General features: G+C 34.4%; 14 protein-coding genes. 11 read left to right on the forward strand and 3 right to left on the reverse strand.

The window, feature by feature from the left end; genetic code table 11:
* Nucleotides 1-438: 438 nt before the first annotated feature.
* Complete coding sequence (locus BK574_RS03540; protein ID WP_142247881.1) at nt 439-711, reverse strand: hypothetical protein; 273 nt, start codon at nt 709-711, stop codon at nt 439-441.
* 473 nt (nt 712-1,184) lie between these two features.
* On the opposite strand from BK574_RS03540, the gene BK574_RS03545 reads away from it, so the two are divergent.
* A complete protein-coding gene (locus tag BK574_RS03545; RefSeq protein ID WP_142247882.1) occupies nt 1,185-1,952 on the forward strand; it encodes a transposase in 768 nt (255 codons plus the stop codon).
* 418 nt (nt 1,953-2,370) lie between these two features.
* Here BK574_RS03545 and BK574_RS03550 read toward each other — a convergent pair whose 3' ends face one another.
* Both BK574_RS03550 and BK574_RS03555 read right to left on the reverse strand, forming a co-directional pair.
* On the reverse strand, nt 2,371-3,255 hold the full coding sequence (locus BK574_RS03550; protein WP_078427535.1) for a hydroxymethylglutaryl-CoA lyase: 885 nt from the start codon (nt 3,253-3,255) through the stop codon (nt 2,371-2,373).
* Between the two features lie 241 nt (nt 3,256-3,496).
* A complete protein-coding gene (locus tag BK574_RS03555; protein WP_158211516.1) occupies nt 3,497-4,150 on the reverse strand; it encodes a GntR family transcriptional regulator in 654 nt (217 codons plus the stop codon).
* Nucleotides 4,151-4,458: 308 nt separating this feature from the next.
* On the opposite strand from BK574_RS03555, the gene BK574_RS03560 reads away from it, so the two are divergent.
* The 10 genes from BK574_RS03560 to BK574_RS03600 all read left to right on the forward strand — a co-directional run bounded on the left by BK574_RS03560 (nt 4,459) and on the right by BK574_RS03600 (nt 15,942).
* Nucleotides 4,459-5,649: a CaiB/BaiF CoA transferase family protein gene (locus BK574_RS03560; RefSeq protein WP_078427537.1), complete on the forward strand. Its 1,191-nt coding sequence runs from the start codon at nt 4,459-4,461 to the stop codon at nt 5,647-5,649.
* A gap of 259 nt (nt 5,650-5,908) precedes the next feature.
* Nucleotides 5,909-6,973, forward strand: a complete 1,065-nt coding sequence (locus BK574_RS03565) for a tripartite tricarboxylate transporter substrate binding protein (RefSeq protein ID WP_078427538.1) — start codon at nt 5,909-5,911, stop codon at nt 6,971-6,973.
* A 178-nt stretch (nt 6,974-7,151) separates the two neighbouring features.
* Nucleotides 7,152-7,628 carry a tripartite tricarboxylate transporter TctB family protein gene (locus BK574_RS03570; RefSeq protein ID WP_078427539.1) on the forward strand — a complete coding sequence of 159 codons (477 nt, stop codon included), beginning with the start codon at nt 7,152-7,154 and terminating at the stop codon, nt 7,626-7,628.
* A 15-nt stretch (nt 7,629-7,643) separates the two neighbouring features.
* A complete protein-coding gene (locus BK574_RS03575) occupies nt 7,644-9,137 on the forward strand; it encodes a tripartite tricarboxylate transporter permease (RefSeq protein WP_078427540.1) in 1,494 nt (497 codons plus the stop codon).
* 36 nt (nt 9,138-9,173) lie between these two features.
* On the forward strand, nt 9,174-10,586 hold the full coding sequence (gene leuC / locus BK574_RS03580) for a 3-isopropylmalate dehydratase large subunit (protein WP_078427541.1): 1,413 nt from the start codon (nt 9,174-9,176) through the stop codon (nt 10,584-10,586).
* A gap of 13 nt (nt 10,587-10,599) precedes the next feature.
* The gene (gene leuD / locus BK574_RS03585; protein ID WP_078427542.1) at nt 10,600-11,211 is read left to right on the forward strand and encodes a 3-isopropylmalate dehydratase small subunit; all 612 of its coding nucleotides are present in this window, start codon (nt 10,600-10,602) and stop codon (nt 11,209-11,211) included.
* 215 nt (nt 11,212-11,426) lie between these two features.
* Entirely contained in the window at nt 11,427-12,752 is a 1,326-nt protein-coding gene (locus tag BK574_RS03590; RefSeq protein WP_218970534.1) for a hypothetical protein, read from the forward strand.
* Between the two features lie 424 nt (nt 12,753-13,176).
* The gene (locus BK574_RS03595; RefSeq protein WP_078427544.1) at nt 13,177-13,389 is read left to right on the forward strand and encodes a hypothetical protein; all 213 of its coding nucleotides are present in this window, start codon (nt 13,177-13,179) and stop codon (nt 13,387-13,389) included.
* A gap of 273 nt (nt 13,390-13,662) precedes the next feature.
* Nucleotides 13,663-13,815 (forward strand): hypothetical protein, encoded by a 153-nt coding sequence (locus BK574_RS27310; protein ID WP_158211518.1) that lies wholly within the window; start codon nt 13,663-13,665, stop codon nt 13,813-13,815.
* A 546-nt stretch (nt 13,816-14,361) separates the two neighbouring features.
* On the forward strand, nt 14,362-15,942 hold the full coding sequence (locus BK574_RS03600) for an amidase family protein (RefSeq protein ID WP_078427545.1): 1,581 nt from the start codon (nt 14,362-14,364) through the stop codon (nt 15,940-15,942).
* The last annotated feature ends 136 nt before the right edge of the window (nt 15,943-16,078 follow it).

Raw genomic sequence — 16,078 nt, forward strand, 5'->3', positions numbered from 1 at the left:
AGAAGATGATGGAGATATTGCTGCTCACTCTTATTATGACCGCTTGTACAAATCAAGTTTATAATGCACATGTATACGTTTGAGTGGATGTTCTATTTGAACAAAGGTCTGACGATGCCATTGCATCATTTAATAGAACGTAAGAAAAAGCGAAACATCTTTTAAAGTAACTGAGGAAGGTGCCTGACCCCGACACAATAAAGCTCTACTGTGGTGGGGGAAGGCTACTTTAAGAGGTGAGTGTAATAATCACAAAAAGAAACAGTTTCAACAAGCTTCATTAGTCTTATATGAACAAAAGTAAATGAAAATTAAAGGAAAAAGGAATAAATTTATATTGTAAAAGGAGAGAAGGACACCTCTTATTTGATGGGTAAGTACGATCTTTGTAATGAGGTGAATTATTGGGAGCTGACTAGGCAGGTGCTCGATTTCAAATTATGGTAAAGGCGCCCACGAGGCACCAATCACATAAGCCGTAATATCCAACCAGATATCCATGTTCACCAAGATAATAGAGACAATGAATAATTCTGCTAAGTCTTCTAATAAATCTTTCCAAACAGTAAAATCATCTGGCTCTTCTAGGTCAAATTTGTCCTTCTTTCCACTTAACACATCAGGAAATACAGTATAAAAATCCCCCTTGTACTGAGTAAAAAAATGAATAATCTCCTTTTCTATTTCTTGGGCGCAATCTCCTATGACCACCCGAATAATGTCGAAAAAAGCAAATAAAGGATAAGTCCCTATATAACCTTTTGCTGTTAACTTATATATACAATTACTCGAAATTTCAACAAATCGATAGGCAAACTTCGCTAGGGAAGTGGTCTGTCCCTGTCCCTCACGTTATTAAAGCATTAACGTGTTGGGGAACAGACCCAGTAGCCTTGCATGACTTTAAAAAAGTTACAGAAAAGTAATATTATAGTATTTACAGACAAAGAAAAAAACTCCTATTGTAGAAGTTGGTAACCTTGTTTTGTTCCCTTAAACAAACAAGTCTTCTACAAAGGAGTTTTCACATTGAGTAATAAAAGTATAGGTCGCGAAATACTCATTTGTCAATGTTTATCTTTACTTCCGATGGAGGATTTCGAATGTCCTCTGATAGATTACGGGAAGTATAAGCTTTCTACAAAATCTTTATTAAAGATTTTTGTAGCTGCACAGTTAGATCAATGGAGTTCGTATTCTCACATGGAAGAAAAACTAGCTGCTTATCCGAAGCTAAGGGGAAAGAGATTGGTGTTTCTGAAATCAGTGGCTCTCAGCTTAGCAGACGTATCAATGATCTTCCAACAGAATTTGTTCAGAAACTTTTTATTAAAGTGGTTCAGAAGATCAAGCAACTAACCCAATCGAATAAAGGATTACCAGACGGAATTGGACGATTAAGTATCGTTGATTCTACGGAAATTCGATTGCCAGAACAATTATGTGACTGGGCATTTATTTCAAAAGGTCATAATGCCGTGAAAATGCATACAAGATTAAAAGTTGTCTCACCAGACATCGCATTTCCAGATAAAATCGTTCGACCAACAAGTAATGGACATTTTCGATATCGTTGGGTCATTGAATTATTTTTAAAATGGATTAAGCAACATCTTACATTAACAAAGATCTGGAGTACGAAGCCGCAGGGTATCTGGAATAAGATGTTTCTAGCCCTTATAGCATATTGGCTTTCACTCATTGTTAAGCTAGAGGCTAATTTTGAAAAGACGCCATGGGAATTCTTTCGAATACTACAAACCTACCTTTATAAAACTGTCAGTTCATTTAAAAAGGCATTACGATTAAAAAAGAAGAGAAAATCGAAAGGGAGACAGAAAGTCCCTATCCCAATCGAGAAAAAAACACCATCGTTTGGAAATGTTGCTTTGATAAAAGAAAAAACCAATAAAAGTAAGAGAAAAAATGAGAGAAAACTAGGGAATTATTAAAATAAGGAAAAAAAAGGGAACAAGGTCTTATTGATACCCTGTTCACCGTTTTTCATTTTACTCGTCAAACTAATTATAAAAATAATACATATATTCAAAATAACTACATCGATGCAAGGCTACTGGAACAGACCACTTTTCATACTTACCTTATTAATTGGTAAGAATTTGTTTGAAAAACCGACTGAAAAAACAGCAATAATGGAAATAAAGGACAGTATCAATGCAAGTTTTGTTCGATGTCTTTTCAGTTATAAAAATTGCTACCTAAAAGAAGCCACCCTTATATATCCTTATTGTTCCAAAACACTCGAGAAGATCAAAGTCATTATCGTTATTCAAGCTACAAGTAAATGTCATCATACAAATAATTTTACGGTGAAAACTTTTACTTATGGTAAGACTATGTTTAGTAAGTTCAACTACTTCCAGCTTTCATTAGCATACCATCAAGCTCATGTCCAATTTCGACTTCTAACCATTGAGCAATCTCTATCAATTTATCTAAATTGGTTCCAGTTTCTATACCCATTTGGTGAAACATGTTTACCATATCTTCAGTACATACATTACCAACTGCTTTGGGAGCAAACGGACATCCTCCTAATCCACCTACCGATGAATCGAAATGCCTAACACCAGCCTGATATCCAGCCAAAGTATTCGCAAGACCTAATCCTCTAGTATTATGGAAATGAAGTGCTAGTGTTATTTCTTTTCCAAAAGTAGTATAAAATTCATCGACCAGCTCACTAACTTGATTAGGATTCGCCATACCTGTAGTGTCAGCAAAAGTTATTTCTTTACAACCTACTTCTAAGAATTTCTCAGCAATTTTTAATACTTTATTTTGAGAAACTCTTCCTTCGTATGGACACCCGAATGAAGTACCTACAACCCCGATCATTTTAATTCCTGAAGTTACACCATCATGTATAACTTTTGATAACTCTTTGAGGGAATCCTCAACTGTCCTTTTTGAATTCTTTAAATTAAAAGTATCACTTGAGGCCATAGCAACATTTAAAAAGTCGACTTCTGTCTTTAATGCTCGTTCTACCCCTGATTGACTGAGGACTAGCCCGCCATAAGATACACTCGGATCTCTTTCAATTTGTTTTAAAACATCTTCGGCATCGGCCATTTGTTTAACAATTTTAGGATTTACAAAAGAAACACATTCAACTTTTTTAATACCCGCATTAACTAGTTGGTTAATTAGTTTTACTTTTGTCTCGATAGGTAAAATTTTTTTTTCATTTTGTAAACCATCACGTGGTCCAACCTCACTAATATGGATCATTTAATTTATCACCCTCCTAAAAAATGTTAACACTAAGAGTATACGGAAAATTCTATATATTTAAACCTACTTAAAATTGTATACAATATTCAATTTGTTGTAAAGGGGTTTATTTTATTTTTTAAAATTTATGCTGTTAAATAGCGTAAATACTAATTTGTAGATTTTTAGATTATTAAAAATGTATACAATTTTAGGTGTGATAAAAGATTAAAAAAATAGACCTAACTAAGTAATAGGTCTATTTTAAGTAAACTTTCTGGTTGTGGTGTAAAACATAATCGCGCCCGTGATATAAATGTGTTGCCATAAGTACTTGGGCTTGGTAAGGATCGCCATTTTTAATTGCCTTTAAAATTTGATTGTGATGAAGGTTAGATGTTAATAACTCCTCTTTTTCAAACCGATGAAAGCCCCGAAAAATAACTGGGATTGCAACTAAGGAATGCAGTATTTTTTTAATATAGCTGTTTTGAGACATAGTGATGATTGTATCGTGGAATTCTTGATTTGCTTTTACTATTAATTCTGTTTCTTTTTCGCCGCTGTTAAATCTAGATTCTATAGCATTTTGGTAATTTTCATTGGCTCTTTCAAGAGCGCTCAGTAGTTCATGTCTCTTTGGATTGCTCGCCGCTAAAGAAGCTGCATGTCCTTCGATTAAGGCGCGAAGATTGTAAGTGTCTCGAACATCCTCAATTGTATAACTCCTTACTGTAACACCTCGATTAGGACTGTATAAAAGTAGTCCTTCAACTGTTAATTTTCTGATAGCTTCACGAATAGGTGTACGACTAATATTTAATTTTTTTGCTAGCATTTCTTCTCGGAGTCTTTCGCCAGGTTTGAGGTCGCCATTTAGTATTTCCATTCTAATAATAGAATAAGCATCCATACTGCTCATCTCCTATACTGTGTTGTTTTAGTTCTCTTAAAATTTTAATTTTTATGAATTAAGTAGTTACTAAACAAAGTTACATCAATATAAAACAAAAAACAACACAAAAATAATGTATCAGAAAATAAAGTAGATTGTATACAATCATTACAAATAGAATGTAATTTATTGTTTTTAAAGTATCGAAAAAAAGTATTGACCTCTTACTTATCGTGTGTAATACTACAAATAACAAATTAATTAACAATTCAAAATATTTACTAAAAAATCAACATTGTATACAATATATTAAGGAGGTAGCTTTTATGGGTGCATTAAGTGATATTCGTGTTTTAGAGCTTGGTTCATTACTTGCAGGACCTTTTACAGGTAGGTTACTCGGAGATTTTGGAGCAGAAGTTATAAAAATTGAAACACCAGATAGAGAAGATCCTATGAGAAAATGGGGACAGCAAGTGAATGGGGAAGGGTTGTTATGGCCAATTCAATCTAGAAATAAAAAGTCTATTACCCTAAATTTAAGAGAAAAAGAAGGGCAACAAGTCTTTTTAGATCTAGTAGCAAATGCTGATATTGTATTAGAGAATTTTAGAGCTGGTACAATGGAAAAGTGGGGGTTAGGTTACGATACATTAAAAAAGGTTAATCCTAAAATTATTTTTCTAAGAACAACTGGTTTTGGTCAAACTGGTCCTTATAGTGATAGAGCAGGGTTTGGAAGTGTTTGTGAAGCAATGGGAGGATTAAGGTACGTAACTGGTTTTCCAGATCGACCTCCAACTAGGATTGGTATTAGCATTGGAGATTCATTAGCTGCGGTTTATGCAACAATAGGATGTTTGGCAGCGTTACATGAAAGAGAGAGGTCTGGTATTGGGCAAGTAGTTGATACGGCAATATATGAAGCAGTTTTTGCAATGATGGAAGGGTTGATCCCAGAGTATGAATTAACTGGATATGTTAGAGAAAGAACAGGTAATATATTACCTGGTGTAGCCCCAGCAAATATATATGATACAAAAGATGGTGGATATGTTGTAATCGGAGCTAATGCCGATACAGTTTTTAGAAGGTTGGCAATGGCGATGGGCAAACCAGAACTTGCAGATGATGAAAAGTTTTCTACCCATACTGGTAGAGGTAATAACATGGAGGAGTTAGATGGTATTATTAATGATTGGACAAAATCATTGAATGCAAAGGATCTGTTAGAGTTACTTGCCGATAGTGGTGTACCAGCTGGGAAAATTTACAGTGCAAAAGACATTGTGAATGACCCACAGTATGCAGCTCGAAAAATGATAGAAACTGTAAACCATCCTACTTTAGGTGAATTTAAAATGCCTGGAATTGTTCCAAAGCTTAGTAGAACACCAGGTGAAATAAAAGAAGCGGGTCCAACGAAAATGGGTCAACATAATGAAGAGGTTTATGAAAACTTGCTAAACTATTCTAAAGGGCAAATTACAAAGTTAAAGGAAATCGGAATAATTTAAAGAAAAAATATTAAACTATATTTCTATTTTCTAGTAGATAAGGGCATTTGTTCGCAAAGTAGACGCTAGTATGTTCGAGACAACTTACTAACTTAAACTAATTAGTGGATAAATGCCCGCCAGAAATAAAGTATCATGTTAAACTTATGTGTTATTAGTTTTATAATCTAATTGTAAGCGCTATCAAGTCAATCGAAAAATTTTATTCATCAAATAGATGAATATTGAAAAATAATTATGATAATAAGGAGGTAGAAATATGAAAAAAAATATAGGATTATTAACGTTAGTTCTCCTGCTAGTTTTAACAGCTGCTTGTTCATCCTCAGGTTCGTCAACAAATTCATCATCAAACTCCTCAACAGATTCCTCAACGAGTTCTTCTGAAAGCTCAGAGGAGGCAAATGAAGAGGGAGAAGCTGCATGGCCAACAGATACGGTAAGATTAATTTTGCCTTTTAGTGCAGGTGGATCTACTGACCGAATGGCTAGATCATTAGCTTCTCACTGGGAAAAACAATTAGATGGTCACTCTATGATTGTGGAAAATTACGGTGGGAGTGGTGGAATTTTAGGTGCGACACAATTTTTAAATGCAAAGGATGATGGAAATACCATATTTATGGGAGTTCAACCGACTATAAGTATGAATATACTAGCTCAAGGTGCTGACTTCTCGCTAGATGACTTTATTGTTATTAATATAGAACAAAGTGATTATGCAGACATATTAGTAAAAGCTGATTCACCATATGAAACATTAGAAGAATTAATTGAAGATGCTAGAAATAACCCAGGTAAACTTTCTATTGGTACAGCTCCTGGGTCTGGGACACAACTCTTTGGATTAGCGTTTATTGATGCATTTGATGTTGATATTAATGTTGTAACATATGATGGTGGTGGAGATGTAAGAACAGCTCTGTTAGGTGGTCATATTGACCTAGCAACGGGTTCGGCGTTCGGTGATATGTCTCTTGGTGATGAAGTACGAGTTCTTGCTGTGGCATCAAGTGAGCCCTTCCAAGGTTGGCCAGATGCTATTCCTGTTAATGACGCTCTAGATAATGGAGCTATTCCAAATATTGGTGACAATCGTTTTATAGCAGTTCATCGAACCTTTGCGGAAAACAATCCAAAAGCTTTCGAAAAGTTAGTAGAAACATATCGTCTTACTTTTGAAAGTGAAGAATACCAAGAACATATGAAATCTACTGGTTCAGATATTATTTCTCAATATTTAGGGCAAGAGGGCTCTAAAAAAGTAATGGATGAACTTCATGAGGTTGTTGATCAATATAAAGATTTACTAAAAGGTAATTAATAGAAAAAGAGAGTTGTAGGATGACACATTAGAATTACATTCCCTTAAGCAGCAATAACCTATAGCAGTTATTAGTATTAGGAAAGCTGAATATTAGATGTGGGTTTGTCTATCACTTTTGTGTTATCCCCTTTTACTCTAGTGGCTGTAAGATTTTCTATTAAGGAGGAATCTGAAAATGCCCAAACTCAAAAAGGTTGATTGGATAGTACCGGCAATATTATTAGCGTATGGATGTTTTTATTATTTTTACCAACTTGGTCCGATTAGCCATGTGGAATCTAATATCCTATTAATCAAACCGGTTTTCTACCTATTGGTCTTAGCGACGGTAACGTATATAGGATTACAAATTTTTAATATTGCTATTAAGAAAAAAACCGTTTCAGATGATGCGCCAGTAGGAGATGAACCTATACATTTTTCAAGAACGATAGGTTTTGCTATTTCTACCATTATATATGTATTCCTCTTAGAGTATATTGGGTTTATCATCATGACTTTCCTGTACATGGTATATTTGATGCTCTTTTTAGGGGTAAGATCCTATAAAGTTTTAATATTTGTACCAATAATAATAATTTTCTTATTGTATGTGAGTAGTGAGTTGTGGTTAAATATTAGACTTCCAAAAGGAGTATTTAATATCTTCTAGAAGAGGAGGGGAAGCATGTTTGATGTAAATGGAATTATGAGCGGTGTATCTCTTCTGCTACAATGGCAGATTCTATTAGTAATTGTACTAGGACTTCTATATGGCATAATTACAGGTGCAATACCAGGATTCAGTACTGCATTATCCATTAGTGTGATGCTCCCAGTCACATATACAATGTCTCCTCTGGTCGCTATTGTATTTTTAACAGCTGTTTATGCAGGCGGGAATTTTGGAAGTTCAATTTCGGCTATATTATTAAATATTCCTGGATCCCCACAAGCAATTGTAACTACGCTGGACGGATACCCTATGACAAAGCAAGGAAAAGGTAATGAAGCATTAGGTGTAGCTGTAGCTGCTTCTTCAATCGGAAATATGATTGGATCATTTTTCCTTATTTTAGTTATGCCTTTTATTGTGGTATTAGCATTAAAATTTGGTCCGCCAGAATTATTTATGGTAGCTGTTTTAGGGTTAACAGTCATTGCTTCACTTCATCGTAGTTTTTTACGTTCGGTTATTGCGGGGTTATTTGGCGTATTAATTGGTACAATTGGAATGACGCCAACAGGAGCAGTTAGAGGAACCTACGGGTTTTATGAATTAATGGATGGAATTCCTATAATTCCAGCATTAATCGGTTTAGTCGGTTTTTCAGAATTAATATACATGATTCAAAAAGATTATGTTACTAAAAATAATATTAGTGTTAAATCAGGAAGTTGGAATAGTCTAATTAAGGGTTTTAAAGATGGTGTTAAGTATCGATTGTCTCTTTTTCGTTCTAGTACTATAGGTGTAATCATAGGAGCACTGCCTGGAGCGGGTGCAACTATAGCAAGTGTCGTTAGCTATAATGAAGGCAAGCGCTTCTCAAAAAAACCAGAGGAATTTGGTAAAGGGTCACGAGATGGTATTGTTTGCTCCGAATCGGCTAATAATGCTTCCGAAGGTGGTGCTTTAGCAACAATGTTATCACTTGGGATACCAGGTGGAACTGCAACTGCTGTTTTAATTGGAGCATTAATGATACAAGGGTTAGTTCCTGGTCCTATGCTATTTGTTCAAAATGAAGCTTTGGTATATGGGATTATGTTATCACAATTTATAACCTCTGCTCTCATGCTTATCGTTGGATTAGTCGTTTGTTACTATGCAGCTCGTGTTATCAATATCCCTACGAAAATTCTAATTCCAATTATTGCTGTTTTTTCTATTTTTGGTACGTATGCAATAAATAAATCAATGTTTGATGTAAAGTTAATGCTTGTTTTTGGTGTACTAGGAGTAATATTACGTAAGTATGACTATCCAATTATATCTGTGATATTAGGCATAATACTTGGACCGTTATTAGATAATGAATTATTAAGAATATATCAAAGATTTGGAGATGATTTTTCAATATTCTTATCAAGGCCGATTAGTCTTGTTTTAGTCATTATATTCTTTATTAGTTTAATCCCACCTATTGTCAAGGTGTATAAGAAAAGAAAGGCAACGTAATTATTATATAATATCGGGAAAAGAGGAGGTTTTTTTTTGAAAGCAAAGACATTATATGAGAAAATCTGGGACTTTCATGAAGTAATACGAGAAAATGATAAACCGTCTATTCTTTACATAGACCTTCACTTATTGCATGAGGTTTCTTCTCCTATGGCATTTTCAGGATTAAGAAAAGCGAATAGAACTGTTCGTCGGCCAGAATTAACGGTTGGAACAATGGATCACATTGTTCCAACTTCAGGTAGACAAAATCCTTATCTCGATCCAAATACAACAAAGCAGATTCAGGCATTGGAGGAAAATTGTAAAGAATTTGGTATTAAATTATATAATTTAGAAAGTGCCAACCAGGGGATCGTTCATGTTATTGCACCTGAACTTGGTCTATCGCTTCCAGGACAAACGATTGTATGTGGTGATAGTCACACATCAACTCATGGTGCATTTGGTGCATTAGCATTTGGGATTGGTACAAGTGAGGTTGAACATGTCTTAGCGACACAATGTTTGCAACAATATAAGTCAAAAACATTAGAAATCCGATTTAATGGACGATTGGCTCAAGGAGTGACAGCAAAAGACCTTATTCTTTCCACTATAGGTACACTTGGTACAGATTTTGCTACTGGTTATGTTATTGAATATACAGGAGAAGTAATTAAACAACTCTCAATGGAAGAACGAATGACAGTCTGTAATATGTCAATAGAACTAGGTGCGAGAGCAGGACTTATTGCACCAGATGAGACTACTTTTGCTTATATAAAAGATAAAAGATATGCTCCAAAAGGGGAAGTATTTGATAAAGCGTTAGAATATTGGAAAAAGTTTTATACTGATGAAGACGCATCGTATGACAAGACCGTTGAAATTGATGCATCAATAATAGAGCCTCAAGTTACATGGGGGACTAACCCTGGTATGGTAGTAAATGTTTCTTCTAATGTGCCTGACCCCATGGATATGATTAATAAAGAAGAAAGATATTACGCTGAAAAAGCCTTGGAGTATATGGGATTAAACGCAAATACTCCAATTAAAAATATTAAAATTAACAAAGTATTTATAGGTTCATGTACAAATAGTCGCTTAGAAGATTTAAGATTAGCTGCAAAAATGGTAAAAGGTTATAAAGTATCACCGGATGTAAAAGCTCTAGTTGTTCCTGGATCACAACTAGTCAAGAAAGAAGCTGAAGTCGAAGGCTTGGACAAAATATTTATTGAAGCAGGATTTGAGTGGCGTGACTCTGGTTGCAGTATGTGTGTTGGGATGAATCCAGATATTGTAGAGCCAGGTGAAAGGTGCGCCTCTACATCTAACCGAAACTTTGAAGGACGACAAGGTCGTAATGCTAGGACCCATTTAGTCAGTCCACCGATGGCAGCAGTTGCAGCTCTTGCAGGACAGTTTATTGATATACGCGAGTGGGTCATTCACGAATAAGGAGATGAAATCTATGAAACCATTGAAAAAAGTGACCAGTGTTGTCGTACCTTTGGATCGGGCAAATGTCGATACGGATGCTATAGTACCAAAAGAATTTTTAACTATAATAGAACGAGATGGCTTAGGTGATATATTATTTTATAACTGGAGATACGACGATTCAGGAAAGCTAAATCAAAATTTTATTTTGAACCGAGCTCATTATCAAGATGCATCAATACTATTAACTCGGAAAAATTTTGGTAGTGGATCATCCAGGGAGCATGCCCCGTGGGCGTTAAGTGATTTTGGATTTAAAGTATTACTCGCCCCGTCCTTTGCTGATATTTTTTATAATAACTGTTTTAAAAATGGGATACTACCTATAACCTTACCAGAGAAGATAATAGATTACTTTTTTGAAAGAATAGATAAGGTTGGTCAGTACCGATTAACAGTTGATTTAAAATTAAATAAAATTTATGATGAGTCAGGATTAGAAATATCATATGAGATTATCCCACATCGTAAAGAAATGCTTTTAAATGGACTTGATGATATAGGTTACACCATGCAGTATACTGAATGTATTGACAACTTTGAACAAACGCACAGTATCTTTTATGAAAAACAAAAGTATTGATGAGTAAAAGGAGCAAAAAAACTTATTTGCTCCTTTTATTCGTTTATTGAGTTTAAATGGTAGATGTGTTAAATCCTAACACTTTTTAAATTTAATAAGAAAAATGGTCAAAAGCGTTGAGGGGCATTTACATGCAGGCATTCTGTATATTGATTTTTAAGTTATTACTAAGTTTCTTGGTTTTGTTTTCAATTATAGAGATTTGGTTTCAAACGATGTGGTTAAATGTATTTTTATCGTTAATAAGTATTATAACTCTTATTTTTTCCATTGTATTATTAACTTTACGTCAAGCCGCATTACCTTTGTCTTTGTGTTTAATGGGATTAACTATTTATTTTTCTACCGTAAAAAATATCGATATAGAAGTTTTATTAAATGGTATTAGTGAAATGCGTGTTATGGTATTTGTATTGGTAGTTGTTCCGATTGTTCGTTGGGTTTTAAATTCAAAGAAATACATTCAAAGTGTGATGGTTTGTAGTAATAAGTATTTAAGGTCAAGTATCAGTTTTTACGCTGGTATGATGGCGGTTACTCAGGTGGTTTCTTTTTTTTTATTAGTTGCAGCTGTACCAGTTACTTATCAGTTTGTAAGTCGTTATCAAATAGAAAAAAATAAAGCCCTTTGGGAATACCTTAAAAACACAGCAATCATCAGGGGTTTTGCATTAACAAGTATTTGGTCTATCAGTATCCCTAGTTTTGTCTATGCTATAGAGGCTTTAGGGGCATCTGTTAAAATAACAATTTTTCATGGATTTATATTATCTATTGTAGGAATTATGATTGGAACAATTCTTTTTGCTATAACCAATTGGAAAAATACAAGTGCTTTAACAGTAGAAATAAGAAAAACAGTAAATTATTCTTTTAATAGTAACGAAGAAAAAGTATTAAAAAGATTACTTTTGGAGTTTTTCCTCCTTCTAGTTAGTCTAATTTTTAGTATTCTTATATTTAATTTTTATTTTTCATGGGGTTTATTAAAGGTCATACCAATTGTAGTGATTATTTGGACAGTAACATATTTTATAATTCAAAAAAAGCTAAAATTTCTACTTACAGAAGTAACAAAATATTTTAAAACGGATATTCCTTTAAAAGCTAAAGAGGTTTCAATTTTTTTATCAGCTGGACTATTAATTTCTTCAATTAATGAATCTAGAGCTGGACAAATTCTTATAGAGGAAATCTATCATTTAATAATTAATTATAACTTTATTAATTTTCTAGTCATACTACCTTTTCTAATAGTCTTATTTGCGTTTTTTGGACTACCAGCATCAGCCTCGATGGTTCTTGTTGGGGGAATATTACAAGGAGTTCTACTACCTTACTCTCCAGAAGCTATTGTACTTTCGTTAACTTTAGGAAATGTTATAGGGGTACTCATTTCTCCTTTTATGATACCAGGGGTATTACTCAGTAGTGTAAATATGAGTGTTCCTTATCGTTATACTTTTGCATCAAATAAACTTTATGCATTATGTTTTATTATTGTTGCCATAATTTACATTCTTGTGTTCATGGCGCCTTAGTAATTTGAAATTAGGGTTTTATATTGAATTCACAATAAAGTGGTAAAATTTGACCTGACGTTTAGTCTATTACAGCGAAAATGATTGTTTAAAAACATAGAGACAGTTCTCATGTTACATTCTAAGTACGCACTGGGGTCAGGAACCTATTTCTTTAGAGTGTCAAACATATGTAATAATTGCTAACGACTTTGATGAAGAGAAACTACTTTCCACGTTTATGATGATAAGATCTTCCAATCATTTTAAACAAGCTGAGAACTGGAGCTCAATAAAAAGAATTGTTGTTGCATCTCTTTTTATAATTCCATTAATGAAGCAGTTTGATATAGGTATCATGATGAAGTTATGGTACTATCAGATTTACAAATTCATATTTCATACTAGGGGAAAGACCCTAAATTAAAGTATAGGAGTATTTGTTATGTCATTTGTTAATGGAGATATTGGATTATTAGTTACTATTTTAGTTATTCTATTTTTTTTAATGTTTGTGATTGCTTTGGTTGTCAACGTAATTAAGTTTGTAGGAAAACAATCCAGCCAAGAAAAAGACTTGAAAATCGAAGAATTACACAAAGAAATTGTAGAGTTGAAAAAAGAAATTGAAGGACTGAAAGAAGATAGAAATGTATGAGTTTAAAAGAGATCAATTATAGGGCATCATATTGGGGAAAGTCGGGACCAATTAGAATATTATAAAATTGCTAAAATTGATGCTGACTATTGAATACCAATAACACTTTTTAATGAACGGGAGCGTTTCTGCGATGTGGCAGGGACGCTTTTTCAATACGAGCCAAGGTGAATTCAATTTGTGAAACTTTTTTATTTTAAAGCGTATTAAGATCATACAAAATGAATTGAGTTTACTAATAACGGAACAGAATTTTAATGAGGTGATCTTTTTATGAGAAAAATGTTAACGATCTTTTTCGCCACATCCATCATTTTTGGATTGACGATGTTTATCACCCAACGTGATTTTTCAACCAGTATCACTTCCAGTTTATCTTTTGGTATTTTTATGACGATCATTTTAGGGGCTATGAACTACCTTTAAGTCAAACGAGTAGGAGGTAAAGCTGAAAGTAGTATAAGACAAGAAAAAGAATCGAACTTTATCTGCCTTATAAAAACTCCTTTGAGCTGTGCAAAAACTCTAACTCTTGTCTTAACGGTACGAAAATCGCTCATGAAGATTTAGAAAAAGGGATCATTCATGCAAAGACAGGAGTGAACATGAAAACATGGGGAGATAAATTAGAATTTCATATACAAAAAGTCGATGAAGAAGTTTCTAAAGTATGGGTTCAAAGCTGGCCTATCGTTCCAACCACTTTAGTTGATTACGGGTAAAATTTATACAACATTAAACGGATTTCTAACTATTTAGAGGAAAACTGCTAAAGGACTACTTAATAGAAATATTGGGGTCAGACCACCATTATGTTAACGCGTTAACGCATCGGGGTCTGACCCCATTTTTTATGGCACCTCCTCAAATTTCTAATAGATTTCTATGTGTAAAAATCTTACAACATTCCAGACACCTATGGTCTATCGTGATTAATATAATAGGGAACATAGAAAAAAGAGGAGGTTCCATATGCGAGATTGGTTTAAGAAGTCTATTAATATCGTTAGTAGTTTAGTATTGACACTCATTCTATTAGGGGTTCCTTTAGAGGCAACTGCCAATGCAGCGGCAAATAAAGGTTTAGCTAATGCTAGTCCTGTAGCCCAAAGTATTCTTTCAGTTGAAATTAAAGAAGCCTCGATATCCGAATTGCAGCGTGAAATGCAAAGGGGAAGGTTAACTTCTGAACAATTGGTAGAGTTTTACTTGGAACGTATTGCTACATATGATGATCAACTTAACTCTTTTATTTGGATTAACGAAAATGCTATTGCTGAAGCACGTGAGCTTGATAAACAACGAAGAGGTGGGAAAGCTAATGGTGCGCTGCATGGTATCCCTGTTATTTTGAAAGATAACTATGATACGTATGACATGCCAACAACAGCAGGTGCATTAGCATTAAAAGATTCCATTCCTTTAAAAGATGCTTATCAAACAAAGAGATTAAGAGAAGAAGGTGCTATCATCCTTGGTAAGGCAAATCTTCATGAATTTGCATTTGGTTTCCAAACGATTAGTTCTCTAGGTGGACAAAGTTATAATCCATATGATTTAACTAGGTTTCCTGGTGGTTCGAGCGGTGGGACAGCAGCAGCTGTTGCTGCTAATTTAGTTACTGTTGGATTAGGGACAGATACGGGTGGTTCAATCCGAATTCCTTCTTCGTTTAATAGTCTAGTGGGTATTCGCCCGACGATGGGACTAGCAAGCCGTGATGGAATTATTCCACTAGCACTAACACAGGATGTTGGGGGACCGATGGCACGTACGGTGGAAGACGCAGCAGTTGTACTTGATGTGATTGCAGGGTACGACCCTAATGATCCAGTGACTGAAGCAAGTATCGGTAATATACCAAGGACCTATACACATTATTTAAAAAAGAATGGCTTAAAAAATGCTAAAATTGGTGTTGTACCCGCTTTATTTGGTAACAATGCTCAAATAAATAAAGTCATGGAACAAGCGATTGCTGACATGGAAGCACAAGGAGCTGAAGTGTTTGAGGTAGCCATTCCAAACTTAAATCAAATTTTAGCTTACCCGAGCTTAAGTGGTTATGAATTTAAGTTTCAGTTGAATGATTATTTAGAGTCACTCGGTCCAGATGCTCCTATGAAATCGTTAAGCGATATTATTGACAGTGGTCTATACGATCCAAGCTTAAGAAGTGCATTGATCACTAGAAATAATCGAGAGTCATTAGAAGACGATCCAACTTATCAAGAAATTATCACAACTCGTCCGAAACTGACAAGAGAAAGCTTAATATCCGTCTTTGATGAGTATGAGCTTGATGCAATTGTTTATCCGACTTCTAATGCTTTACCAGCAGTAGTTGGAGGAGGTCAAGGTGCTGGAAATGCCAATCGCTTAAGTCCGTATTCAGGATTTCCTGCAATATCGGTTCCAGCAGGTTTCAGCGACAATGGTTTACCAATCGGAATGGAGATGCTAGGGCAAGAATTTGATGAGCCTACTTTAATTAAACTGGCCTATTCCTACCAAGAAGCAACAAAACACCGTAAAGCACCTGGATTATATTAAGAAATAGAATATTTTAGGTCTTGACCTCCATTGTGATAACGCGTTAACGCAACGGGGGTCAGCGTCAGTAGCCTTGCATCGATGTAGTTATTTTGAATATATGTATTATTTTTACATTTTGTTTTATGGATAAAAT

Source organism: Alkalihalobacterium alkalinitrilicum, assembly GCF_002019605.1.
Taxonomy (GTDB): domain Bacteria; phylum Bacillota; class Bacilli; order Bacillales; family Bacillaceae_F; genus Alkalihalobacterium; species Alkalihalobacterium alkalinitrilicum.